Genomic DNA, 24,955 nt, shown 5'->3' with positions numbered 1-24,955 from the left:
GGGCCACAGGTTCGAATCCTGTCGGGGTCGCCAGTAATTTCAATGAATAGCGAAAAACGAATTTTTGATGTCGCGAGCTGTGCTCACATTGCTCATCAACTCTGAGGACGTTCCGTTTCAGGCAGCCATGAACAAAGTCAACACCCCGGATGTGGCTTGGATATTTAAGATGTAGACTGATGATTAATCTGCCTTTATGGCGCAGCCGCTTCCGTTTTTATGGCGTTGCAGCAGTATAGAAAATTGTTTCTGACGTCGACCAAGGCAAGACGGTCGGATTAAAAACCGGCCAGTCTAAGTTGATAGAGCTCCCAGGAAACAGATCAGAAAATGAAATCGGTGGCATCAAGGTCATTCACATTAACATTCAGGAGACGAATGGTATTGGCGCCGTCAGTTATCAGTGCGTCTAACCCGTCCTGGGTCAAGTGATCATTTTCCAAGTCTGCAAAGTCCGTGATGGCCGTTACCGCAGAGAGGTCAATATCTTCCTCACCGTCTGCGGCATTAAAATCCGCGATAACATCATTGCCAAAATCATCCTCGAACAGAAAAGTATCGAATCCTGCCTTCCCGAACAGGACATCATTCCCCGCACCGCCTGAAAGAATGTCATCATCTCGGCGGCCATCCAGAATGTCGCCCCCATCACCACCAAAAAGCGTGTCATTGCCGGCGCCACCGACAAGAGTGTCATCGCCAGCATCGCCATTCAACATATCGTCACCGCCATTGCCACGCAGATCATCATTGCCGTCGCCTCCGGAAATAATGTCCGTTAGTCCGCGGCCAGCGATAAAGTCATTCCCGCTCCCGCCATCAATTAGATCAGACCCACGGCGCCCGGAAATAATATCATCGCCCTCACCGCCAAATATGGTATCGCCGCCATTACCGCCGATCAGTTCATCGTTCCCCAGGCCGCCATCAATAATATCACGACCATTACCGCCGTCGATCAGGTCATTTCCGCCATTGCCGATGAGGGTGTCATTACCGCCAAACCCGGTAATGTTTTCGCCTTCGTCGCCCCCCGTCAGCGTCTCGGGACGAAACGTACCCAGAATGTTGATATCATTTGCGCCATTGATGGTGATCGTCACCGTGGCGGTGTTGCTCCGCACAGGTGTGAACTCTGCACGGCCAAAGATAACGTATGTTTCCCCGCTTCGGTCTTCGTTGGGATCTGCTCCACTGGCGCCAACGATCAAATCGTCGAAACCATCTCCGTTGACGTCTCCAGCTGAAGAAACAGAAACGCCGACATAATCCTGAGTATTCAGGCCGGTTATTCTGAATCCAGTCGTTCCATCCAGATCGGAAAGAGACAGATTTGACCCGAATCCATCAGTCGACCCGAACACAACATAGGCCTGCCCGGAGTTTGTTTGATTATTTTTGTCGGCAAAATGTGCACCGATTAAAATATCGTCTAAACCGTCCCCATTTATGTCACCTGCTGACGATAACGACGTGCCGGCTTCATCAAACCTGTCAATGCCGTTAATGATAAATCCGTTAGCACCATTCAGTGTCGAGAGCACAATATCCGGTGCAACTCCGGTGTCCGTACCAAATACAACGTACACTTTGCCTATACGGTCGCCAGCAACAAAACTGTCCGGTGCTCCAATACCAAAGTCATCAAAACCGTCGCCATTGACATCCCCTATATCGGCTACAGCATACCCACTTCTTTCATTTTCAACTGATCCACTTAATGTGAAACCATTTGTGCCATCCAGATCCGATAAAAACAGCGATGCTGGCCTATCCCCGGTTGAACCAAAAACTATGTACGAAGCACCGCTACCAAGCAGCGAACCGCCAAAAATTGCACCAATCAGCAGATCATCGATGCCATCGCCGTTCACATCCCCCACGCCGGAGATGGAGTCTTTTGTATTACCAATATTATCAAAATTATCAATCCCATTGATCGTGAAGCCGTTACTGCCATCAAGTTCAGAAAAGCTGAACCGGGCTGCGAAAGGGTCAAGTTTTCCGTATACAATATATACCTGTCCGGTTGACTGCCCGCCTTCTCCGGCGAATGGGGCCGAAACTGCTACATCCTGCAACCCATCACCATTAAGATCACCGACATTTGAAACTGCAACGCCGCTAAAACCGTTAAAGACGCTTCCATCCAGCACAAACCCGTTTGTGCCATCGAGATCGGTCAGGTCAAAGATCGGCGACAACGAAGCAGACGTACCAAAAATCACATAGGATTCGCCTGAATTGCTATATCCACCATCTGCACCAGATGCGCCTACGATAATGTCATCGATGCCATCCCCATTCAGGTCTCCTGCGGCGGCAATTGCCCCACCAAATTTATCAAACTGCTCAAGGCCGTTGACCCTAAATCCATTTGCCCCGTCCAGGGATGAAAGTTCAACGTCAGACAAAAAGCCATTGCTTTGGCCAAAAACAACATTAACCTGATTATCTGCGCTTATGAGCAGGTCATCTATTCCATCTGCATTAAAATCGCCTGCGGAAGAAACTACACGCCCGCTGCCAGCCCTAAATCCATTCCCGTTAATGACAAAGCCATCGCTTCCATCAAGGCGAGATGGAAGAATATCTGGATCAAAGGTCGCGGCAACCTGATCGAACTGGCCGTCTGTGACTGTATAGGTAAATGTCTCTAATGCACTCTCGCCTGTATCCAGCGACGCAAACTGACCATTGGTGTTGTAGATGAAGGTGCCATCTGTGTTCAGAGTCAACAATGCCCCTGAGGCCAGCGTGATCTGCTGACCGACGTTGGCTTCATTTCCCTCAATGCTCAATACAGAGAGAGTATCGTTTAAATCAATATCGAAGTCGGCCCCACTACCCGTGTCGCTGAAAACATCTCCATCGAGAATTTTCCCGTCTTCTGTGATTACATACCCATCATTGATGGCAACCGGCTCATCGTTGACGCCACTAATGGCTATGGTGACTGTTGCTGTGGCAGAAGCACCGTTGCCATCAGTTATTGTATAATCGAATGTGTCAGATGCCGTTTCACCCGCCCCCAGCGTTTCATATTGGCCGTTGGGGGCGTAGGAGAATGTACCATCTGCATTCAGGAGTAACAAAGCTCCGGAAGGCAGAACTGTCTCCTGGCCAACATCCGACGTTATATCATTCAAGGCCGTGAGTGTGAAAGAATCACCTGCATCAGTATCTTGATCAAATCCGGTGCCATTGAAGATAAAAAGGTTTCCAGTAACGGATATACTTTCGTCTGTTGCAAACTCGTCATCTGACGCCACGGGCGCATCATTCTGGCCAAGAATTGTGACCGTGACTGTCGCGCCGTCGCTTCCACCAATCCCATCATTCATAAAGTAATCAAATTCGTCCGTAGCAAATTGCCCCACTCCAAGGTCTTCAAATTGTCCGTTTGGATTGTACACCCATGATCCGTCTGTATTGACTGTTACCAGTGCGCCGGAATCCAGAGCGAATTCATTGTCAACATTAGGTCCCGAACCATCGACAAAGAAAATCGAGAATATGTCCGTGAGATCTGGGTCCTGATCGTTATCCAGCAGATTTGATCCAAAAATCGGGCCGTCATCTTCGCTTACCGTCAACGCGTCGTCATTGGCTGTAGGCGCATCATTCACACCATTGATCGTGACCGTCACGGTAGCTGTATCGGTGCCGGTGTCGTCATCGCTGATCGTGTAGCTGAATGTGTCTGTTGTGCTTTCTCCGGCAGCCAGGAACTCGAACTGGCCGTTAGGGTCGTAGGTGATCGTTCCGTCGCCATTGTCTGTAACGAGCCCGAGTGTCCCTGAACTATCGATAGAATCAATCGTCAGTGTATCTGCCGCTGCATCCGTATCATTACTCAACACGGCAATAGCACTCAGCACGGTGTCTTCATCCGTCGTCGCTGTATCAACAGTAGCTACGGGCGCAACATTATTGACCGTCACATCACGGGTCGCACTATCACCGCCAGCGTTATTGTCGACTATGCTAAAGCTGATCGTGTAATCATCAGACGCCGTGCCCGATGGATCATCATCCAGATACTGATGCTCAGCCTGAAATGACCGTTCACCCGCCGTCAGTTCGATCACAGTCGAAGAAAAGCCATCCCCCCAATCAATGGTGATTGCATGCGTATCTGACAGATCAGGGTCAAGGAATGTCCCATTAACAGTGATCGAGCCTTCTTCATTCACACTCGCAGGCACAACCGTCAGTTCATCAAACTCAGGCGCATCATTCACACCATTGATCGTGACCGTGACAGTAGCTGAATCGGTGCCGGTATCGTCATCGCTGATCGTGTAGCTGAATGTGTCTGTTGTGCTTTCTCCGGCAGCCAGGAACTCGAACTGGCCGTTAGGGTCGTAGGTGATCGTTCCGTCGCCATTGTCTGCAACGAGCCCAACTGTGCCTGAACTGTCGATAGAATCAATCGTCAGTGTATCTGCCGCTGCATCCGTATCATTACTCAACACGGCAATAGCACTCAGCACGGTGTCTTCATCCGTCGTCGCTGTATCAACAGTAGCTACGGGCGCAACATTGCTGACCGTCACATCACGGGTCGTACTATCACCGCCAGCGTTATTGTCGGCAATACTAAAGCTGATCGTGTAATCATCAGACGCCGTGCCCGATGGATCATCATCCAGATACTGATGCTCAGCCTGAAATGACCGTTCGCCACCCGTCAGTTCGACCACAGTCGAAGAAGAGCCATCCCCCCAATCAATGGTGATCGTATGCGTGTCTGACAGATCAGGGTCAAGGAATGTCCCATCAACAGTGATCGAGCCTTCTTCATCCACACTCGCAGGCACAAGCGTCAGTTCGTCAAACTCAGGCGCATCATTCACACCATCGATAGTGACCGTCACCGTGGCTGGGCTGCTAACACCAGTATCATCATCCATCACCGTGTAGGTGAAACTATCGGTATCGGTTTCATTGACCGCGAGGCTCTCAAATTGTCCGTTCGGGTCGTAAGAGAAAGTACCGTCGGCATTGACTGTCAGGAGAGCGCCAGAAGCCAACGTCACCTGCTGCCCAACATCTGCCGTCTCGCCATTCACCGTGGTAATCGTGAGAGTATCCCCATCGGCGTCACTGTCCGCGCCATTGCCATTATCTATGAGCACTTCCCCGGTCAGAACTGTGTCTTCATCGGTTGTGACGTCATCATCCTGGGCCACAGGGGCCGTATTGCCAGCGCTTGCCAGTTCCTGCAGGCGAATAATAGCGTCATCAACCTGAATGAGACCGGCACCGGACCCTTCGTCCGTACCGACCGCAAGGGGGACGCCATCGGAATTCTGCCGAATGTCAATTGCCGTCTCGGTAAGAGCCGGGATGATCTGCTCATTTGTGGCCGTGGGGACCGCTTCTTTCAGGAGTGCAGCAGCGGCGGCGGCATTGGGCGCTGCGGCAGATGTGCCGAAGAAGTTCGGGAATGCATCAGCGTCAGCGCCGGAGTCCGACCCGAAGAAGGTAGTGTTACCGCCATCAGGGGCAGTGAAGACCGGGCCGGTGCGGATTTCTTCTGTGGCCAGGCGGGTGCCGTCATCTTCAAAGAAGATGGGTGTGACGCCGAAAGAAGAGAAATTGTTCAATACCGGCGGGCTCTGACCGAATTCCGGAGTGAAAAAGAAAGCTGAGGCCCCGATCGCGTTCGCGCCTTCGGCATTGGAGTGTCCGACGACGGTCGAACTGAAAGTGAAATACTCATTATACGTAGCACCATCAAAGTCGATGAACTTCATCAGGCCGGGTGCAGCCCCCGCAAACAGACTGATGACAATATCATAATTCTGGATGGAGCCTGTGGTGTTGGTAAATGAAAAGATTTCAACAGGATCACCATTGGCGATATTATCGGCTGCTGAGCCTGCAACGATCGTATCTGTTCCAGCATTGAGAAGGAAGATGTCGACGTCACTGGCGGAGCCCGTGCCACCGGCAGCGGCAAAGGGCTCATCCCACTGGAACGAAAGTCGGATACTTTGATTATTCGCCAATGTTATGTTCATCCGGGCATCGTCGCCTGCCCCTGAATCAAAATCATGTAAGGTGCCATCTATGCCGGAAATAGTATCCGCTGACGCGCGGAAGCCATCCTCCCAGGAATCCCTGCCAGAGTTACCCGCGGAAGAAAAATAAAGGGCACCGTTTCCAACGACCTGATCAACCGCTTGCGCTATGATGCCGTCCTGGAAAAATGGTTCCGCAAAATAGAAGACATCATCAACTATTATATCAGCTCCGGCATTTTGCAGGTCAATGATACCCTGGGCAAAGTTTGCCTGCCCCAGAAATGCCGTATGGAATAATTGATCAGCACCCGGTGCAGTATCAAAAATAAGCTCCATCATGCCACGACCTTCATCGGAACCACCCGAGCCGAGATCCTCCAACACAATGACATCATCTGGCAGATCGCCCGAGGCGATCCCTGCCGCTTCTCCAGCCAGGTTGTCATAACTGTCCGACAGCGTTCCGATGGTCAGGCCGGTACCATCGACACTGAAAGTGGCGCGGGCATCATCTGCCAGCATTGCCGCATCACCCTGATTGGTGACCGAACCGGTGTTGGTTTTCATCAAGCTGGCCGAGGCATACCTGACATGTTGCGCGGCTTCGAGCGCGCCCAGCGCAGCGACCGGCAAAAGCCCAGAGACAAGGCCACCAAAAGCGGCACCATACTGCAGGCCCAGCTCTTCCAGTTCTTCCAGCAAGGCGGCAGCATTGCCGTCCCGGGCAGTGACATCCACGACGACATGTTCACCGAACATGGTCACTTCTGGTACTTCCCTGAACGCCGCAGCAGCAACCTTGCCACTATCTTCCGTCGAGCGCGCCATGGCGGCCTGGAACCCGCCCCAGAGCGTACTCAGGGAACTGTCCATGCTGCCGGATTTCAATTGAAAATTGGTGACCTCGGCTTGTATTACAGGCTTCGGCAGAGTCAGGAATGAAATATCAAGTACTTCAGCGACGAAGCTGAAACCGCCGCTCCAGGGCACCGTAAATGAGCTGTCGCTGGCACTCAAACTCTCTGCCAACAGCAAGTCGCTCGTTAAAATATCACCTTTGGATCTGTTGGCCATGGGTGGGCTCCTCTAGCTGCTTCAGCATGCCAATTACGCGAAACATTAAATCTGTACTTCTTGATGCCCGTGGTAAAACGATGAGCCTTTACCCTTATAATTGATATCTTAAAATTATGCGAGCGCGTAGGTTGTGTGCACCGCCTTTTCTCAATTACCTTGCAGACGTTTGGATATATTATCCCTGTATTGCTTAATGGCACCTCACATCATCACCCCGGAACATCCTCCGGTCAGATGGTCTAACATTTGGGAGCGCTTCAAGAGTACATGTCCCTCTATCAAGAAATGGCCCATAATAATGGGGCTTTACGGAAGACCCAGCCAATTGAAAACTCGCAAGATATTCGCAGCGCCGTAACCGGGTTTCTGTAACCCGTAAACAAAGTGACAAACATGTGACGGCTGTGCTGGAGACAGTTTTGCCAGTTTACAGCCTTTGTTGATCTGCTATCGTCAGCATAAGTTTTGTTGAGGGGGTTCAGATCATGGCCGATATATTCGTCGCATATGCGCGCGCTGACCGCAGTCGGGTGCAAAGAGTTGAATCGGAATTGCGCGATGCTGGCTTCACTGTCTTCATCGATATGGACATCGCGCCGGGCGAAAACTGGTCACGCAAGCTTGAGCGCCAACTGGACAGCGCACATTGCGTGCTGGTGGTATGGTCTTCCGTTTCTATTACTCGAAACTTTGTTAAAGATGAGGCTGGCAGAGGCCTAGAACGGGAAGTGTTAGTCCCGGTGATGATTGACGAGATTACGCCGCCCCTGGGATTTGGCCAGATCCACACGTCGGATCTCACCAACTGGAAAGGCGATCCCGATGATGAAAGATGGCAGCAAGTGATCCGCCGGGTCGATGAGATCGTCTCGGAGCAAACCGGCCAAGCACCGCGGCTGCCATCCCAGGAAAGTCAGCCGGTCCAGGCCCCGGTCATGGCCCGTGAGGCAAAAAAGCTTGAGGAAATCAAGACCCAGACCCAGTCAAGCTATCGCCGGCCCGGCTTTTTGTTCAAACGTCTGGAAACTGAACAGATCGATCTGGGCGAACCGGGCGCGGATTATTTCTTCGGGAACCGAGAGTATGTGAATGATCACGTCTATTACACGCGGAATCTTACATCGGAAAACCACAAGCTGCCGTTTTTTGATTCCTACAGATCCGCTGCCAAAAAGGAACATCGTGAAAAATTTCCCCTCAATGAAGGGATTTACAAATTTCTAGACCGTGCAGAAGACATTCGCAACACCAATCTCTGGGCCGCGGCGGTCCTGATATCGATCCCGGTGCTTGGCTACCTTCTACTTTTTCTGAATTATGGGTATATCGATTACTTACTGTCGGATTACATCCGTTTGCGGATCGATCAGAACATCTATATGCCGGTTATCACTCTGGGGGCGTATTTGATCCCCACATGGCTATATTATTCAATTTTGACACGATTTTATAACACATCGAGTGATTATAACTCCAGCATATTGAATGCGACCTGGTTTCGCATCATCTCCGAATTCACAACAAATTTAAAATACGCTATTTACAAGACGGATGATGCGTCAGAAGCTGATATGGGCACGCAAATCAAACCAGACGAAGCCAGTGAGGACAGTGCAGACAATGCCGCCTGGTGGACACGCATCGCCCTTTGGTATGGCTATAGAACGGATGCTCTAACCGATTATTTCAGCGTCACAACCTTTTCATTTGGCAGCATGGTAAACACTCTGAAGCTATTGTTTCTGCTGGCAATGATCACACTCCTCGCCATGGGGGGGATGTGGTTTGTGACAGCTGAGGCCATGGACACAATACGCGGCGTGCTAACATATTGTACCGGGGCAGTACTGATGATATTCATGGCTTGGAACGCCATCAAGGCGATAGAAGTCCACGGTCTCGCACGTTACTCGGATATTTTGAGCGACACAGAATCGATCCAGGTTAATACCTATGAGGAAATAAGCGGAATTGTGTATCGCGACAAGCGCCGCATCAACGAGGCCAAGTTAATCAGTCGGCGGTACTAATAACCCTCCTAACCACGAGCACCAGGTTGTCCAGATATTGGCCCCAACGGATCGCACTCTCTCGTAGATTCGACAGATGACGTAGCGGCCTTATGTCGCTACGCAGGGTATTCCAGCACCGCCACCTTCTCCTAGAGTTATACGAATTAAGTGGCACAGTCATAAGGGGCTAAGACAGGCGTAGCCACCCTGGATGGCGGTCACAAACTTGTCCCCACTCTTGCTAAAGGAGATGTGATTGACGTCTTCAAGTTTGCCCGGAACCGGGTCGCCAGTAATTTCAGACAAAAAAACCGGCCACTCGAGGGGAGTGGCCGGTTATGATTTAAGTTGCTGTTGCTTGCTGACTAGTTCAGCGAGGCGCGGAAGCTGACGCCGAAATAGCGGTCTGCTTCACGCGGGATCTGATAGCGGAAGCCGTCACCGGAGAAGGTGGTCACGAAGCTGTCATCTGTCAGGTTCTTGCCGATCAGTGTCACACGATATTTGTCATCATACATGGACAGGCCGACATTCACGTCGAGCTGGTCATAGCTCGGCAGCGGGCTGTTTGGACTGATGGAGCCATCATTCCCCGGCAGCAGAGACTGCTGGTCATCCACATGCGAGAAATTACCGTTCAAGAACAGGTCTGTCGTGTCTGACACCGGTGTTTCATAATCGAAACCAAGTGAGTAATTCACGTCCGGTGAGAAGAACAGGTCAAGACCTGAACGGGACGTACAGTTCGCAGGCGGTTGGCCTGTGGTCTGGTCGATCGGACAGTTGAACTCCTTGATCGTTGCATCATTGACGGCCAGAGCTGCTGTCAAGGTCAGGTTCTCTGTAGCCTGCCAGATCGCATCAACCTCGACACCCTGCGTTTCAACCGTACCCGCGTTGGTCAGGCGGGTAATAGTGACACCGGTAGAGTTGTCAAAGTTGTTGGCCTGGAAGTCATCAATCTCGGCAGAGTATGCCGCGATGTTCAGCAGCAACGGCCCCGCATTGAATTTATAACCGATCTCAAAAGACTGACTTTCTTCTGCAGCAATCGGCAAGGCATCGTTCGTTCCCATATTATAGAACGTGTTGAAGCCTGGCCCTTTATAGCCTTGGGCAAAAGTGAAGTATACGTCGCCTATGTTACGGTCAGACTGGAACAGTTCCGAAAGATCAGCCCGCAACCCCGCCTTGACAGAGAAGTTATCCTCTTCCGTGCTGTTGGAGAATGTGTTGTCAAAGCCGCCGCTGGCTGCAGAGAACTGACTGTTAGGCGCAGCCGGACGTACACCGACACCCTGACGGCCAAACTCATCATTGTTTCGCCGTGTATAGACAAAACTCACTTCATCATGGGTCTGACGGAAACCGAAGAAACCACTAACCGCTTCTGTAAAATCGAAATCTGCCTGCCCAAAGAAGGCATAGTTTTCGAAGTTATTGTTAAAGAAGCCGGTCGCAGAAACCAGATCGTTGGCATTACAGGTCAAGCCCGGATTGGCATCGAGAATTGGCTGGTTCTGCCCGCCATTGTTTTGACAACTTGCAAGGCGCGTAAAGTCCGCCTCCACATCAAGGTCCAGATAATAGAAGCCGACCTGATAGCGGAAACGCGCATCCTGTGGTGAAGCAATGCGCAATTCCTGCGAGAACTGTTTCCAGTCGCGCGTACCATCATCATGCAGCAGGAACGGCACACCGAACACTGGCTGGTCAGAACTGCCCCCAATAGAGGTGAAATCCCCTTCACGGATTTCAGTGTTTTCCCAGGTCCTGTAAGCCGTGATCGAGGTCAGCACATGGCCATTATCGAATTCCTTGTTGACCTCAGCCGAGATCGCATCAGTCTCATCAATAGTCTGTGTAATCAGATCATGGTCAACGAGACGCTGGTCCAGATCGAGGTCAGCCACGCCATTGACGATGCCTGCGCTGTCAGGCGCCGCCGGTGAATTGGGATTACGACCACTAGGCAATACTTCAAGATCCGCACAGCAATCATCGTCTGACTCTGTGTGCTCATAGATCAGGAGAATGTCGAGATCATCACTCGGCAGGAATTCCAGCATGCCGCGCAGACCAGAGCGCTCATAGCCATTGACCTGCTGATTATTGAAAGTGTTGAAGATATGCCCGTCAAATTCTGACTTTGTCATGACCAGGCTGCCATTCACCGTATCAGAAATCGGCCCGGAAATCTTGCCCCGTACCTTGTACTCGTTATCCTCGAAGAAAGACGCTTCAACGAATCCTTCCAGCGTGTCGGACGGGCGCTTGGTGACAATATTGATCACACCAGCCTGTGCGTTCTTGCCGTAAAGTGTGCCCTGTGGGCCCCGCAGCACTTCAATACGCTCGATGTCAAAAAGGTCCGTAAACGCCTGCCCGGAGCGCCCGAGCACCACGCCGTCCACAACGGTGGAGACTGCTGGCTCAGCGGCGAGCGAGAAAGAAACCGTCCCGATGCCGCGAATGGAGATCGCAGAGTTGGCGTTGGTCGAGCCCTTGCGGAAGCTGATGGATGGCACCAGCGTCTGCAAATTCTCGATGTTATTTGCATATTTGTTTTCGATAACCTCGGACGGCAGCACACTGACGGCAATCGGCACGTCCTGCAGGTTCTGCTCGGTCTTCTGTGCCGTGACGATGATCTCGTCGAGCTGCGCCTGCGCTGTGCCGACTCCCATCAGCAGCAGCGACGCTGCACTGGCAGAAAGCAGATGAATTGATTTTTTCATGTTATTGTTTCCTCTCTATGACTTGGCGCGCCAACCGCGCAGAATGGAACAGCGCAACCATGTGCCGTCCCTGCCCCGTAAAACCGAGTCGGTTTCAAATTAACACTTTTTTGACAAAATAATCCATGCGCCTTGCACACATGATTACAAGCCATTGTTTTTATTGAAAAATATGAAAACCGGAAAACTTATGTGCCCCCCTCTGAGTGGCCTTATGGTAGGCACCAGACATCAGAGGAGACTCATCATCATGGCAGAAAACGCCAGCCACCACCCAAATCGGCGTGACCGCAGCGCCCTGCCACAGCATCGGGCACAGCACCCGGCCCAGCATCCGGCACCGGCGCGCCGGCTCTTGACCAGCCTTTCGAATGTTCTACGTAAGTTCCATGTCTGACACCGATCTCACCTATCCCGAAACGCCCGAAACCCTGCCCGATGGCACCGGCTTTTCCGAGGCCATCGAGACCTATCACGAGCGCATGGCAGAGGCGCAGAGCTGGTCGCCCCATCGCCCGGCTCGGCCGGAGAAAACGCGCGGCGGGATCAAATTGGAGGTCGTCTCGGAATATGAACCTGCGGGGGACCAGCCGGCGGCCATCGCAGAGCTCTCCCAGGGCATCAAGGATCACGAGATGGACCAGGTGCTGCTCGGCGTCACCGGCTCCGGCAAAACCTACACCATGGCCAAGGTGATCGAGTCATGCCAGCGCCCGGCCCTGATTCTCGCCCATAACAAGACTCTCGCGGCCCAGCTCTACTCGGAATTCAAGAGCTTCTTCCCCAACAACGCGGTCGAGTATTTTGTCTCGTATTACGACTACTACCAGCCGGAAGCCTATGTGCCGCGCACCGACACCTATATTGAGAAAGAAAGCTCCATCAACGAGCAGATCGACCGGATGCGCCACTCCGCCACCCGCTCCCTGCTGGAGCGGGATGATGTGATCATCGTGGCCTCAGTCTCCTGTATCTACGGTATTGGCTCGGTCGAAACGTACACCGCCATGACATTCGACCTCGCGGTCGGCCAGGTAATCGAACGCAAAAAGCTGCTCGCGGACCTTGTCGCCCTGCAATACAAGCGCAATGACATGGCCTTTGTGCGCGGCGCGTTTCGGGCGCGCGGCGATCTTATCGAAATTTTCCCGGCCCACTATGAAGACCGCGCCTGGCGCGTCTCCCTGTTTGGCGATGAAATTGAGACGATCACGGAGTTTGATCCCCTTACAGGCCAGAAAACGCAGGACCTGGAACAGGTGCGCATGTTCGCGAACTCGCACTATGTCACGCCGCGCCCGACCCTTACCCAGGCCATTAACAGCATCAAGGAGGAACTCGCCCGCACCCTGCCGATCCTCCATGCCGAGGGCAAGCTGATTGAAGCCCAGCGCATCGAGCAGCGCGTGCAGTTTGATCTGGAAATGCTTGCCGCCACGGGTTCCTGCAACGGCATCGAGAATTACTCGCGCTATCTCACCGGGCGCAAACCCGGCGAGCCGCCACCAACCCTGTTTGAATATCTGCCCGACAATGCCCTGATCTTCGTCGATGAAAGCCACGTCACCGTGCCGCAGATTGGCGCCATGTTCCGGGGTGACTTTGCCCGCAAAAGGACGTTGGCGGAATATGGCTTCCGCCTGCCCTCCTGCATGGATAACCGCCCGCTCAAATTTGAGGAATGGGAAGCGATGCGCCCCCAGACGGTCCACGTCTCGGCCACGCCCGGCGGCTGGGAGATGGAGCAGACCGCCGGTGTCTTCACCGAACAGGTCATTCGCCCGACGGGTCTCATTGACCCGCCCGTGGAAATTCGCCCGGTCTCAAAAGACGGGGCCAGCCAGGTCGATGACGTGATTGACGAGTGCAAAAAAGTGGCGGCGGCAGGCGGGCGCATTCTCGTCACGACCCTGACGAAACGCATGGCCGAGGATCTGACCGAATATATGCACGATCAGGGCGTGCGCGTGCGCTATATGCATTCGGATATCGACACATTGGAGCGCATTGAGATCATCCGCGATTTGCGCCTTGGGGCATTCGACGTGCTGGTCGGCATCAATCTGCTGCGCGAAGGTCTCGACATTCCCGAATGTCAGCTGGTCGCCATTCTCGATGCCGACAAGGAAGGCTTCCTGCGCTCAGAGACGTCGCTGGTCCAGACGATCGGCCGCGCCGCGCGAAACGTCGATGGCCGTGTCATTCTCTATGCGGATGGCATGACCGGTTCCATGGAACGCGCCATGGCCGAGACCAAACGCCGCCGTGAAAAGCAGATCGCCCATAATGAAGCCCATGGCATCACGCCCACCACCGTCAAGGCGAAAATTGCCGAAGCCATGAACGCCGATGATGAAAGCGTGAAAGCCGCCGCCGGTGCCAGCTTTGTTGGTCAGCACATGACCAAAGGCGCGCAAGGGTTTGGCGAGGACGGGGCTGAGTTTGAGCCCGGCGACAATCTCAGGAAACATCTGGATGCAATGGAAACCCAGATGCGCGAAGCTGCCTCCAACCTGGAATTTGAAGAAGCCGCGCGCCTGCGCGATGAGATCAAGCGCCTGCAGGAAGTGGAACTCACCATCGCCGCAGACCCCCTCGCCCGCCAGTCCGCCGTCGAACAATCCATCACAGACAAATCCGATGGCCGCATCACGAGATCAGAAGGTACTGTCAGCACCCTGACCTCAAAACCGAAGGGGGCGAGCGGGCCACGAAGAAAGCGCTCTAGGAAGGGGCCTTGAATATGTGCAAGAATTTCACCGCCTTAATTGGATTAGCCCTTCTGCTTTCCGCTTGCACTACGTCTGCCGAAAAATATCGGGACTCAGACTTGAATTATTGCGTTATGAACGCAGAGTTAATCGTGTCAGCCGAGCCAGGTGCAACAGTTCATGAGGAACTAAAGATACAACATTGCAATTACATCCCAAGCGGGGGTGACAAAAAAATCATCACTGTGGATGTTAAAGGCGAAAGCAACACCTACGAGGACGAGGTCCGTTTGGGCGGAAAAGTGTATATGGAGTATAGATTTCAGAAAACATATGACCTCCTCCTGATTTCTTACGGGTACGATGTTTTCACCGAGAATGGTGCCGAATTTGACTATCTCTTATATGAAGTTGGCGGTCGAGGTTTGATAAAGGAGGGTACTTGGGTAGGTAGACCGTTACTGTCTGATGTCTTTAGCGAATAAGAGGTTTCTATCTCCCGCATTGCCACGGCTTGAGATAAGTAAGGAGTTATCAGTGTTACAATTCGATTGGGAAGAAGTGAACGGATTGACTATAACCGAGATTCTGGCAGATCACCCGTGCAAATTATCAGATGGAACATTCTCCGCAGAAGCATTGTACTTTGTAAACTTAATAGGCATAATTGAGATAGTTGTAAATTGGGATACAGATGAGCTTATCATCCGATTGTTGAAGACCCTTGGCAATAAGCGCTTTCTGACTGACATTAACTCTCACTTCAATGTTGTTGGCAAAAGGCTAGCTTGGTCTTGGGAAGCAAAAAACTACCTCGGTTACTCGGACATGTTTTTACTAGCCTTCGGTGAAGTTGTTCCTAAAGCGCTGCAACCCCAACTTGCTTTTATTGGAGCAGCATCATCTATTTCAGTTCTAAGTATGTCACCATTACATATGACTGAGCCAGCCCCGAAATGAAGTCATAATCCACCACGGCCAAATCCGATGGTCGCATTACCAAGTCCGAAGGGACCGTCAGCACCCTGACCTCAAAACCAAAGGGTGCAAGCAAGCCGAAAAAGAAGCGGGCCAGAAAGGTGCCTTAACCCCCTTCGACCCGAACCTACGGTTCGGCCCACTTCCCCCGCAAGCGGGGGGAAGAATGGCGCCGCGCCTCGCAAATACTCCTCCCCCGTTTACGGGGGAGGTGCCGAACGAAGTGAGGCGGAGGGGGCCTCACAAAACACAAAGCATTTGCATACCAGCAATCTACAGGCTCAAGATAAGAAATCACCCCAACCCTCCATAATCAATCGGCTTTGTTCGATACAGAAACTGAAAAAAATAACTATACTCCAACAGGACTCACCAAAACAGTGCCTACTCTCAGAGGCGCTCGTAGAAATCTTGTGTGCTGATCTATATCGACAAAACCATTAATCTACCACTACCATTGCAAATCCATCATACCCTTTAGCGCCGACGGTCTGCAAAGCTGAGACTGATACACCACCCAATTCAGCAAAATGATCAAGAAATTTCTGTACACCCATGACGCCAGGGTCATCGCACCCAACCTCAAGAACACGCCCGCCGCGTACCACATTGTCAAAAACCATCAGTGTACCGGGCCGCGACAGCTTCAGGCAAAGTTCCAGATATTGCAGGCTCGACATCTTATCCGCATCAACAAAAATAAAATCGAACGGCGGAGTGTCATCATCAATCAAACTGGTTAGTACATCAGCCGCCAGGCCCTCAATAACGCGCACGCGATCTGACAATCCTGCCGACGTGATGTTTTGGACAGCTATACCTACAGTTGACGGATCAACTTCAATCGTGACCAACTCACCATCGACTGACAACGCCCGCGCCATCCAGATTGTTGAATATCCCCCGAGAGTCCCAATTTCCAATATCCGTTTGGCCTGTGTAGATTTCACAAGAATTTGCAGAAAAGCCCCCAGTAAGGGCGAAACAGCAATCGGCTCCAACCCTGCTGCATCACTCTTCAGCAGAGCCCCCTCAAGTACAGGATCAACAGACAACAACTTTTCTTCCAAGAAAGTGTCCACTCTGGCAGCCAGGTCCAGATCACCTTCAGATCGCTTCAACATCTTAATTCAACGCTCCATAATCAATCGGCTTTGTTCGATCCAGAAACTGCTCCGCAGGCGGCATCGGATATTTCAGGCCCGAGCCGCAGTTGAACAGGACCACCCGGTCAGACTTCGATACGCGCCCCTCTGCCAGAGACTGCTGATAGGCCGCAAATGTTGCCGCCCCTTCCGGGCACAGAAGAAACCCATCCTTGCGCGCAACATCCCTGTGCGCCTGATCAATCGCGTCATCGCTCACCGCAATGGCAAAGCCACCACTTTCGCGCACCGCCCGCAGGATCAGAAAATCCCCCACAGCCACAGGCACACGAATGCCGCTGGCGATGGTGTGCGCCTCTTCCCACAGCGGCGCATGCTCCACGCCTTCCTCGAAGGCTTTGACAATCGGCGCACAGCCCGTTGCCTGTACCGCCACCATGCGCGGGCGCTTTGCCCCGATCCAGCCCAGCGCTTCCAGTTCGGCAAAGGCTTTCCACATGCCGATCAACCCGGTGCCGCCACCTGTGGGGTAGAAAATAACGTCCGGCACATCCCAGCCAAGCTGCTCGGCCAGTTCCAGACCCATCGTCTTTTTGCCTTCAATCCGATACGGCTCTTTCAGGGTACTGACATCATACCAGCCCATCTGCTCCTTGCCCTCCCCGACAATCTTGCCACAATCATTGATCAGCCCGTTCACCCGCCAGACCTTCGCGCCCTGCAACGCGATTTCGCGCACATTCACTTCCGGTGTATCCTCCGGGCAGAACACATAGGACTCAATCCCGGCCCGCGAACAATAAGCCGCCAGCGCTGCGCCAGCATTGCCATTGGTGGGCATCGCCGCCTTCGTGATTCCAAGCTCCTTTGCCATGGATACGGCCATGGCCAGCCCACGCGCCTTAAACGAGCCAGTTGGTAATCGTCCTTCATCCTTGACGATGATTTCCCCCGCGCCCATCTCGCGCTCAAGATTGCTGAGCCGCACCAGCGGTGTTATTGCCTCCCCCAGCGAGACGATATTCTCCGTATGCCGCACCGGCAGCAATTCGCGATACCGCCAAAAGTCATGGGTGCGGCCCGCAAGATCATCCCGCGACACAGCCGCTTTCACCCCTGCCAGATCATAGCGCACCAGCAAGGGCCGCCCTTCCCGCGACAGCCCATGCACTTCGTCAGCCGCATAATCATCAGCCCCGGAAATCGAGCATTCCAGATTGGTGACAAAGGTCGGGCGATAGGTGGTGAGATTATTCTGCAGCATCTGTCTCTCCTGTTGGAGAGCAGTGTAAGACTTTCTGCTGCTCTGTCACGCGAGAAGCGGCAACGCCGGAACGGCAGGCAGGATCAGCTTGCGCGCTGCCATCCGTACAGGGCGCTGAACACAGCGTCAGACTTGAATGCGTGCCGCAACGCTGGGTGATGCCTGCTGTTGGGCACCCGTGCTGGAATACCCCTGCGCTTCAGCGCGGAAAGTCGTGTTTGTTTGTTGCTGGCTGGATGGGGCTGGCTCTGCCTGTATTTGACGGACCAGCTCGTAGACTTTCGCTGCTTCCAGCGATGTCTCATTTGGCAACCTGCCCGCTTGCTGCTGTTGCGATTCGCTGAACAGGGTGCCCCCTGCCTCCACCACAGTGCCCGTGAAAAGAGACTCGGCAAAGCTGGGCTGTGACTTGACACTGGCTGCCGGGCTTGACGTCCGCTGTCTGATTGCCGCGTCATTGATCGGCATATCAGACGCCTTTTCAGCAACCGGTGGTGCTTGCGTGCCACTGCTCGAACGTATGCTAACTTCTGCGCTGCCGGTGTTACCGGTTCCACCGCCGGAAATATCTGCAGCGTTGCCATTCCCGACGGTATTGTCACCTGACCTGCCACCGTCATCGCCGCGATCGGGCGGCCTAGAGGCCGCAAGTGACGAGACAAGGGGCGTGGCAACAGGTGGAATTGATCCGGGCGACATAGTCAGTATCCTTTCAGTTGCATCCTGCAACAGCTGTCTTCAGCTTGCCGGTGGTGTACCAGAGAGAAATTGACAAAAACCCCTGCAAGCAGGGTTAATCAGTATATGAATTGCGAACAAACACAGTAAACAGAGTGTTATGGAGAACGCCCTCAGGGATAATATCCGAGGGCTTCCCGGACCAGCGTAGCTGTCATTTTCACTGGCACATGATATGCCACATGATTTATCTTCACGCGAAAAGTGAGGAATAATGTCTTATTCAGATGCCACCTTTGCGGGCCAGACCTGCGTAATCACCGGTGCAGCCTCGGGCATAGGCCGCGCCCTTGCGGTCCGCCTTGGCAAGGCTGGTGCGATGCTGGCCCTGTCCGATGTCAATGAAGAAGGCCTCGCCGAAACGGCGGCGCTTGCTGGCGGCAAGGCGTCCAATAAAATCCTCACTGACAGGCTGGACATGGCCGACGCAGCGGCGATCAAAGCCTATGCGCCGAAAGTGAAAGAAGCCTTCGGGTCGGCGCAGCATGTCATGAATGTGGCCGGCCTTGCCCGGGTCGGCAGTTTTGAAGAGACTGATATTGAAGCGATGGAGAAGGTCGTTGATGTCAATTTCTGGGGCGTGGTGCGCATGTCCAAAGCGTTCCTGCCGCAGCTCATAGAGAGCAAAGGGCACCTCACCAATATCTCCAGTGTGTTCGGCTTTATCGGTTATCCGGGCAACGCCCATTACTGCGCCTCAAAATTCGCTGTACGCGGCTTTTCCGAAACCATCGGCATGGAACTGAAAGAGAAGGGCGTGCAAGTCCATTCCGTACACCCCGGCGGCATTGACACCAATATCGTTCGTAATGCCGAGATTGATGCCCTGCCCGATGGCATGGAAAGCCGCGCAGATCTGGAAAAACGCTTTGAAAGCAATGTGCGCACCAGCGCCGATGAAGCCGCCGCCGTCATCCTCAAAGGTCTGGAGCGCAACAACCCGCGCATCCTGATCGGTCCCGACGCCCATGTCATCTCCGCCACCCAGCGCCTCTTGCCCCGCCGCTACGCCCCTGTGCTCGGGTGGATCATGGACAAGTGGCAGAATTAGAAACGCCACATAAAAAGCTATTGGGATCAGATGTTCCCTTTTACCTGAAAACCCGCAAATCTAAGTGCCCCTCATACGAACCACCTTATACTGGGTCCCATGACACAGCCCAAAGCACATCTTATCGGCATTTGCGGCGCCGGCATGTCTGCGGTCGCCTGGCTGCTTCAGCAGGACGGATATGACGTTTCCGGCTCAGATGCGGGGTTCTATCCCCCCGTCAGCGACTATATCGCCCGCCTCGGCATTCCCTGCCAGGAAGGCTATCGCACGACAAATATTCCCGAAAATGTTGATCTCATTGTCATCGGCAAGAATGCCAAGCTGGTGCCAGAAACAAATGACGAGGTGCGCTTTGCCCTCGAAAAAAAATCTGACCGGGTCAAATCCTTCCCTGAGGTGCTCGCGTCTCTCTCAGAAAAAAAATCCCGCGTGGTTGTCGCCGGCAGCTATGGCAAGTCTACCCTCACCAGCATCATCACCTGGTGCCTGGTCCATGTCGGGCAGGATCCCGGCTATTTCATTGGCGCAATCCCGAAAAATCTCGAAAACTCCTCGCATCTCGGGGCGGGCAAGCATTTCATCTTTGAAGGCGACGAATACCCCGCTGCCAACTGGGATGACCGTGCCAAATTCCTCCACTATGATCCGGAAACCGTGATCCTCACCTCCGCCTGCCATGATCATGTGAACATCTACCCAACCCTTGAAAGCTATCACGCCCCCTTCCTGGCATTACTGGATGGCCTGCAAAAAAAATCCGGCCAGTTGATCGCCTGCATCGACGAAAAAAATTCTGCTGATCTCTTTGCCGGCTTCTCAGGCAACAAGGTCTCGTATGGCCTTGAAGACGGTGCTGACTGGTCAGCAAAAAAAATCCAGCCGGGCAGTATCACCACATTCGAGCTGATGCAGGGCGACAAATCCTTAGGCACGGTGCAGACCACGCTGCTGGGGCGTCATAATGTACAAAACATCGTCGGCGCGGCCGCCTGGCTGATTGGCAAAAAAATTCTCACCTTTTCCGAGTTCAGCTCAGCCATCTCTGCCTTTACGGGGCTGGATCGACGGCTTGACCTCAAGTCAGAAAAAACCCGTCTGCCAATCTATGAAGGCTTTGGCTCCTCCTATGAAAAAGCCCGCGCTGCAATAACTGCCGTTGCTGAACATTACGCTGGCCGCGACCTTGTCGTACTGTTTGAGCCGCATACGTTCAGCTGGCGCAACAGGGCCAGACTTGACCAGTATCGCGATGTATTCAACGGCGCGCAGCGCGTTTATCTCTACCAGCCCCCAACACAAGGGGCAGATACCCATGACCAGCTGACCCTTTCAGAAATTCTCGTCGAAACGGCGGCGCATCACCCGGATGTGCGTACGTTTGACAGCAGCAACTGGCGGGAAATGATCGCAAATGCCGATCCGGCACGGCAGGTTTTTCTCATTCTTTCTTCAGGTGCCTTCGACGGGTTACTGCAGAAAATCGTTTTACAGGCAGAGCACGACATTCCTGCGGCACTTCTGTGACCTGTTCAGTCTTGTTCGCATCTGCTAGCGTTTGGAAAAATTTGGAGAGATCTCAATGTTCAGTAAAGCCCTGCGTGCCGCATTTTTGTCTGCCACCCTTTTAACTGCCGCCTGCACAACGATGGACACCCAAGCGGAAAATACCACACCAACCAAAGCAGAGATGCTGGCGATCGGTTCCCTCTCGGATATTGCAGCTGCCATCCGCAATGGTGATGTGACATCAGAGGAAATCGTCGCGGCTTATCTCTACCGTATCGAGAATATTGACCGTAATGGCCCGACCCTGAACAGCATTATCGCCCTCAACCCGGATGCACTGACACTCACGCGTCAAATGGATGCCGAACGTGCCGCAGGCAATATCCGCGGCCCGCTGCATGGCGTGCCCGTCCTGTTGAAGGACAATATTGAGACAAAAGACAATATGCCAACCACGGCCGGGGCGCTGGTTCTGAAAGAGAATTACACCGGGCGTGATGCCCCCGGGATTGCGGGTCTGCGCGAAGCAGGTGCCATCATCCTTGGCAAAACGAACCTGTCACAATGGGCCAATTTCCGCTCAACCAACTCGATCAGCGGCTGGAGTGCGATTGGGGGCCAGGTCCGCAATCCGCATGTGCTGGACAGGTCACCGTGTGGCTCCAGTTCAGGCAGTGGCGCAGCGACGGCGGCAGCACTTGCCGCTGGGTCTGTGGGTACAGAAACAAATGGGTCGATTATCTGCCCGTCTGTCATGAACGGTATTGTCGGCTTCAAGCCAACGGTCGGACTGGTATCGCGCACGCATATTGTGCCGATCTCCCCTACACAGGATACGGCAGGGCCAATGACCCGCTCCGTCCGCGACGCCGCCATGATGCTGACCGCGATGGCAGGCACTGACCCGGCAGATGCCGCCACTGCAAAATCAGACAGTATGAAGACAGACTTTACAGCAGCGCTGGATAACGCATCGCTTGCTGGTAAACGCATCGGTGTATTGCGCTTTGCGCAGGGTAATGTTCCCGAGATTAATGCCCTGTTTGACGACGCCCTTGAAACACTGGAAGCGCAAGGTGCGGTATTCATTGATATCGATGAATATGACGCACCGGACGGATTGGGGGGGAATGAGTTCCTCGTGCTGAAGGCAGAGTTCAAGGCTTCACTGAATGAGTACCTCGCCACGACACCTGATAATATCACCCAACGCACCCTGAGTGATGTCATCGCTTTTAATAAGGAAAATGCTGATATTGAGCTGGCGCTGTTCCATCAGGACATTCTGGTGGACTCAGATGCGCTGCCCGGTCTGGACGATGAAACCTACCAGGCTGCTCTGGCCAGCATACTCAAAGGTACGCGTGAGGATGGTATCGACAAGATGCTAGCAGATCACGATGTGGATTTGCTGATTGTGCCAACCGCACGGCCGAGCTTCCTGATTGATCCGGTACATGGCGATAACTACCCCGGCGGCGTTGGGGCGGGCTATATCGCTGCTATTGCGGGTTATCCACATATCACGGTGCCAATGGGCACCATCCGTGGACTGCCGGTTGGTTTGTCCATAATGGGTACCGCCTGGGACGATGCAGAAGTCCTGAAAGCCGGATATATCTATGAACAGGCGTCAAACAAGATCACCAAACCGGCCTACAGACAGACCGTGGAAGATGTTGAGCGGATTGGAGAGGCCATGTCTCCCCTTGCCTCGGAGAAATAGGATGCATCGCTCATCCCTTTGCCTCTCAGTATGCTTCCTTGTTGGCATGACAGGTGCCTGTAGTGGTGAAGCACAAGTCACCAGGGCGGAAACTGCCACCGCACACTATCTCGCGAATGAAGGGGTAATGGTCGTTCGCGGTGAAACCAAGGTGGTTTTCGACCCTCTGTTTGAAAACTCATACGGTCAATATCACTTGCCACCTGCTGACATGCGCGAGGCCCTGTTTGCAGGGACACCGCCTTATGACGGTGTTGATATGATTTTTGTCAGCCATTTTCATGGGGATCACTTTTCTCCCGCTGACATCCTTGCGTTGATGAAAGCACATACCAACCTGAAACTTGCGGCCCCCTTGCAGGCGGTGAGCGCCATGCGTGATGTGGCAACAACTCAAGATGAACCTGTTTTTGACCGCATCACCTCTGTCAATCTTCAGTATGGGGAAAAGCCGGTTTCCCATGAAATATCAGGCATCAAGATTGATGCGGTGCGCATACCTCATGCAGGGTGGCCCACAGGGCGGCTTGATGTTGAAAACATTGCCTGGCGGGTCACGCTCGCAGATGACATTACAGTCTTGCATATGGGAGACGCGGACCCGCGTGATCTGCACTTTGCGCAGGACGCAGACTACTGGGCGGCACGAGAAATCAATATGGCCTTCCCGCCTTACTGGTACTTCCTCGCAGAAGGCGGCCGCGAAGTGCTCGAAGATCGCTTGAAGCCTTATCACTCAGTAGGCACACATGTGCCAGAGGCCATGCCGGATGATCCTGCAAGCCGCCCCGCTGAATATCAGGGGTATGATCTGTTTACAGAGCCGGGCGAGACTCGTGATATATCAACACATCGTTCAACTGAGCGCTAATCAAGTTCCAACGCCGCATTGATTGCACGCCAATCAACTATCTTGAAATTCTGCTTGTCACCAGACGGATCGTTATACCCATCCTGAACGACCAGTACACCCATCGGGAAATTCGGGCCAAGCGGAACAGACGTCGCATCTATACCATCAGTTTCCTGTGCCCCATCAATGCCCCCATTCGGTGTATCTGTAATCCGAAACCTTCCCAAGAAATTATTCTGACCACTGCGTTCATAAATGGCAAAGCTGTTATTGCCCTGAGAAGATGCAATCAGATAACCACCTTTTTCGCCAATCGGATACAATGTGAGCCCCTCCACATCAATCGCGAGCCCTGTAGGCCCCTCTACCTCATCAACCAATAGAGGCTTGGCATGATCCAATTTGTCATCACTCAACGCAAGAGATACGCGCCAAATGCCACGCTCTTCCTCGCCAACGAATAACTGGTTCAGGCTGTCATCATGCACACAGCCCTCTAGTTGACTATCAAAAACAATCTCTGCGACGAGATCAGCCGACACCTTCCCGTCATTTACTTGCTTAACCGCAAACAAGCGGGCTTGGCCGGTCTTATGAGTAACGGTGACAATCATACGATTACTGATTGTACCCATACAAACGCCATAAGGCTCTGTCAGTGTGGCATCGAAACGGCCAAGCTCAGAAACAGTACCTGATGCGATTTCGAATAAAACCACCGTGTCATCTGTTCGGTTGGTTGCGACTGCCAGGTCACCTTTCCAGTCGCCAACACTTACATTCTGGCGCAAATCAACATTGTTCAAGCGGCCAACGGGAAGAAACTGTATCAAATCACCATCAAGGTCGTAGACAGCCAAACCAGATTTTTTATCCGTACCAAGAATTAAACTCTCTTCCGGCAGTTCAGCATTGATCCAGATTGCCGGATCATCGGCAGCATCCCCTTGCGACTCTACTGGCGTCGTTTCAACCGCCGCCACCACTTCGATAACATCGTCAGATTCGGGAGATGTTGTACTACATCCAGCCATCGTCAAAAAAGCAGCACAAAGAGCTAATCTTCTCATCGTCAATCTCCAAAAAGGAGCGCGCGCCATCTAATTCGACAACGCGCGCCCATATAAATCAGCTATACAAACCTGAAAGGTTTGTACTGA

General features: G+C 53.0%; 14 protein-coding genes. 8 read left to right on the top strand and 6 right to left on the bottom strand.

The genetic code is table 11. The features are described 5' to 3' along the window. Positions 1-323 precede the first annotated feature (323 nt). Entirely contained in the window at positions 324-7,106 is a 6,783-nt protein-coding gene (locus RAL90_RS04070) for an Ig-like domain-containing protein (RefSeq protein ID WP_306253248.1), read from the bottom strand. A 488-nt stretch (positions 7,107-7,594) separates the two neighbouring features. On the opposite strand from RAL90_RS04070, the gene RAL90_RS04065 reads away from it, so the two are divergent. Beyond that, positions 7,595-9,139, top strand: coding sequence for a toll/interleukin-1 receptor domain-containing protein (locus tag RAL90_RS04065; RefSeq protein WP_306253247.1), 1,545 nt, complete (start codon positions 7,595-7,597; stop codon positions 9,137-9,139). A 347-nt stretch (positions 9,140-9,486) separates the two neighbouring features. On the opposite strand, the gene RAL90_RS04060 is transcribed toward RAL90_RS04065, so the two are convergent. Beyond that, positions 9,487-11,859: a TonB-dependent receptor gene (locus RAL90_RS04060; RefSeq protein ID WP_306253246.1), complete on the bottom strand. Its 2,373-nt coding sequence runs from the start codon at positions 11,857-11,859 to the stop codon at positions 9,487-9,489. Positions 11,860-12,248: 389 nt separating this feature from the next. On the opposite strand from RAL90_RS04060, the gene uvrB reads away from it, so the two are divergent. From uvrB to RAL90_RS04045, 3 genes are read left to right on the top strand one after another with little or no spacing between them, the layout of a single operon-like run. Continuing rightward, positions 12,249-14,600 carry an excinuclease ABC subunit UvrB gene (gene uvrB, locus RAL90_RS04055; protein WP_306253245.1) on the top strand — a complete coding sequence of 784 codons (2,352 nt, stop codon included), beginning with the start codon at positions 12,249-12,251 and terminating at the stop codon, positions 14,598-14,600. A 2-nt stretch (positions 14,601-14,602) separates the two neighbouring features. Further along, complete coding sequence (locus RAL90_RS04050) at positions 14,603-15,055, top strand: hypothetical protein (RefSeq protein WP_306253244.1); 453 nt, start codon at positions 14,603-14,605, stop codon at positions 15,053-15,055. A 52-nt stretch (positions 15,056-15,107) separates the two neighbouring features. Next, positions 15,108-15,530 carry a DUF6334 family protein gene (locus tag RAL90_RS04045; RefSeq protein WP_306253243.1) on the top strand — a complete coding sequence of 141 codons (423 nt, stop codon included), beginning with the start codon at positions 15,108-15,110 and terminating at the stop codon, positions 15,528-15,530. A 458-nt stretch (positions 15,531-15,988) separates the two neighbouring features. On the opposite strand, the gene RAL90_RS04040 is transcribed toward RAL90_RS04045, so the two are convergent. From RAL90_RS04040 to RAL90_RS04030, 3 genes are all read right to left on the bottom strand, one after another. Further along, positions 15,989-16,672 carry an O-methyltransferase gene (locus RAL90_RS04040; protein ID WP_306253242.1) on the bottom strand — a complete coding sequence of 228 codons (684 nt, stop codon included), beginning with the start codon at positions 16,670-16,672 and terminating at the stop codon, positions 15,989-15,991. Position 16,673: 1 nt separating this feature from the next. Then, positions 16,674-17,918: a threonine synthase gene (locus tag RAL90_RS04035; protein WP_306253241.1), complete on the bottom strand. Its 1,245-nt coding sequence runs from the start codon at positions 17,916-17,918 to the stop codon at positions 16,674-16,676. 126 nt (positions 17,919-18,044) lie between these two features. Beyond that, positions 18,045-18,617, bottom strand: a complete 573-nt coding sequence (locus RAL90_RS04030) for a hypothetical protein (protein WP_306253240.1) — start codon at positions 18,615-18,617, stop codon at positions 18,045-18,047. A gap of 253 nt (positions 18,618-18,870) precedes the next feature. Here RAL90_RS04030 and RAL90_RS04025 point away from each other — a divergent pair, with 253 nt between their 5' ends. From RAL90_RS04025 to RAL90_RS04010, 4 genes are all read left to right on the top strand, one after another. Then, positions 18,871-19,707 carry an SDR family oxidoreductase gene (locus RAL90_RS04025; protein WP_306253239.1) on the top strand — a complete coding sequence of 279 codons (837 nt, stop codon included), beginning with the start codon at positions 18,871-18,873 and terminating at the stop codon, positions 19,705-19,707. Positions 19,708-19,806: 99 nt separating this feature from the next. Continuing rightward, the gene (gene murC / locus RAL90_RS04020; protein WP_306253238.1) at positions 19,807-21,234 is read left to right on the top strand and encodes a UDP-N-acetylmuramate--L-alanine ligase; all 1,428 of its coding nucleotides are present in this window, start codon (positions 19,807-19,809) and stop codon (positions 21,232-21,234) included. A 55-nt stretch (positions 21,235-21,289) separates the two neighbouring features. Beyond that, positions 21,290-22,942, top strand: a complete 1,653-nt coding sequence (locus tag RAL90_RS04015) for an amidase (protein WP_306253237.1) — start codon at positions 21,290-21,292, stop codon at positions 22,940-22,942. A 1-nt stretch (position 22,943) separates the two neighbouring features. Further along, positions 22,944-23,813 (top strand): MBL fold metallo-hydrolase, encoded by an 870-nt coding sequence (locus RAL90_RS04010; protein ID WP_306253236.1) that lies wholly within the window; start codon positions 22,944-22,946, stop codon positions 23,811-23,813. Here the strand turns inward: RAL90_RS04010 and RAL90_RS04005 are convergent. Continuing rightward, a complete protein-coding gene (locus tag RAL90_RS04005; RefSeq protein ID WP_306253235.1) occupies positions 23,810-24,895 on the bottom strand; it encodes a phytase in 1,086 nt (361 codons plus the stop codon). The genes RAL90_RS04010 and RAL90_RS04005 overlap by 4 nt on opposite strands. Positions 24,896-24,955: the final 60 nt, after the last annotated feature.

Origin of the sequence: Parvularcula sp. IMCC14364, from assembly GCF_030758415.1 — a bacterium.
In the GTDB taxonomy this organism is placed as follows: Bacteria; Pseudomonadota; Alphaproteobacteria; order Caulobacterales; family Parvularculaceae; genus Aquisalinus.
This window is presented reverse-complemented; position numbering and strand designations above follow the sequence as displayed.

What these genes read in the sequence shown, in the direction of transcription:
- RAL90_RS04040 (WP_306253242.1), bottom strand. Translation starts at nt 16,672, where the DNA reads ATGTTGAAGCGATCTGAAGGTGATCTGGACCTGGCTGCCAGAGTGGAC.
- RAL90_RS04025 (WP_306253239.1), top strand. Translation starts at nt 18,871, where the DNA reads ATGTCTTATTCAGATGCCACCTTTGCGGGCCAGACCTGCGTAATCACC.
- RAL90_RS04050 (WP_306253244.1), top strand. Translation starts at nt 14,603, where the DNA reads ATGTGCAAGAATTTCACCGCCTTAATTGGATTAGCCCTTCTGCTTTCC.
- RAL90_RS04010 (WP_306253236.1), top strand. Translation starts at nt 22,944, where the DNA reads ATGCATCGCTCATCCCTTTGCCTCTCAGTATGCTTCCTTGTTGGCATG.
- RAL90_RS04005 (WP_306253235.1), bottom strand. Translation starts at nt 24,895, where the DNA reads ATGGCGCGCGCTCCTTTTTGGAGATTGACGATGAGAAGATTAGCTCTT.
- uvrB (WP_306253245.1), top strand. Translation starts at nt 12,249, where the DNA reads ATGTCTGACACCGATCTCACCTATCCCGAAACGCCCGAAACCCTGCCC.
- RAL90_RS04070 (WP_306253248.1), bottom strand. Translation starts at nt 7,106, where the DNA reads ATGGCCAACAGATCCAAAGGTGATATTTTAACGAGCGACTTGCTGTTG.
- RAL90_RS04030 (WP_306253240.1), bottom strand. Translation starts at nt 18,617, where the DNA reads ATGTCGCCCGGATCAATTCCACCTGTTGCCACGCCCCTTGTCTCGTCA.
- RAL90_RS04035 (WP_306253241.1), bottom strand. Translation starts at nt 17,918, where the DNA reads ATGCTGCAGAATAATCTCACCACCTATCGCCCGACCTTTGTCACCAAT.
- RAL90_RS04065 (WP_306253247.1), top strand. Translation starts at nt 7,595, where the DNA reads ATGGCCGATATATTCGTCGCATATGCGCGCGCTGACCGCAGTCGGGTG.
- RAL90_RS04060 (WP_306253246.1), bottom strand. Translation starts at nt 11,859, where the DNA reads ATGAAAAAATCAATTCATCTGCTTTCTGCCAGTGCAGCGTCGCTGCTG.
- murC (WP_306253238.1), top strand. Translation starts at nt 19,807, where the DNA reads ATGACACAGCCCAAAGCACATCTTATCGGCATTTGCGGCGCCGGCATG.
- RAL90_RS04015 (WP_306253237.1), top strand. Translation starts at nt 21,290, where the DNA reads ATGTTCAGTAAAGCCCTGCGTGCCGCATTTTTGTCTGCCACCCTTTTA.